Consider the following 856-nt stretch of genomic DNA (forward strand, 5'->3'; position numbering starts at 1 on the left):
TCGATGAATTGTGCGATGTCGTGCTCGCCGCGCGCCAGCTTGCGCTGGGCGAGGTTCATGGCGCTGATGATCACCGCCAGCATGTTGTTGAAGTCGTGGGCGATGCCGCCTGTAAGCTGGCCGACCGCCTCCATCTTGTGCATCTGGCGGATCTGGGATTCTGCCTTTTCACGTGTCTCGATCTCTCTGCCGAGCGCGACGTTCTTGCGCACCAACTCCTCCTGGGCGACCGCCACCTCAAGGAAGCGGCGGCGCGATTCCCTGATCGCGTAGCCGGCAAGCAGGAAGATCGCCAGCAGTGCCGCCACCGAACCGATGCGTAGCCAGGTCTCGACCTGGTCGGTATGCGCGTCGCGCGCGGCGACGGCTGCGGCGCTGATGCGTCGGACCGTATCCATGCTGGTTCGGATTTCGTCCATGACTGCCTTGCCCTGGCCGCTGCGAATCAGATCCAGCGCTTTCGTCGCATTGCCCTGGTCGTACAGGGCAATCGTCTCGGCCAGTTCAGCCTGCTTTTGCGAAAGCGCGTCCTTGATGTGGTTGATCGGCTGGACGAACTGGTCGTCGGGGGCGGTCAAGCTGTCGATACGGGCAAGTTGCCCCGGAATGGCGCCGACAGCGCTCCGATAGGGTTCGAGATAGGATTTCTCGCCGGTCAGCAGGTAGCCACGCTGGCCGTTCTCGGCTTCCTGTGCCAGAGAAAGCAGACCCGAAAGCAATTGCTGATATTCGATTGCCTCGCGCGCGGCGGCGCGGTTGGCCCGCTGTTCCTCGACCAGCATGGCACGGCTGGCGACAATAAGCGCCAGCACCGCAAAGCCTGCGACAAGCGGGAGCGATTGCCATCGCATGGCAC

The 856-nt window shown here is 63.0% G+C and carries 1 protein-coding gene; it reads right to left on the minus strand.

Annotated features, from left to right (window positions below; all coding sequences use genetic code 11):
• Positions 1-856 (minus strand): CHASE3 domain-containing protein (locus tag EN879_RS37520; RefSeq protein ID WP_245493953.1); only part of this gene is annotated, 856 nt, incomplete at both ends.

The sequence above is a fragment of the Mesorhizobium sp. M7A.F.Ca.AU.002.02.1.1 genome, assembly GCF_003998535.1.
Classification (GTDB): domain Bacteria; phylum Pseudomonadota; class Alphaproteobacteria; order Rhizobiales; family Rhizobiaceae; genus Mesorhizobium; species Mesorhizobium ciceri.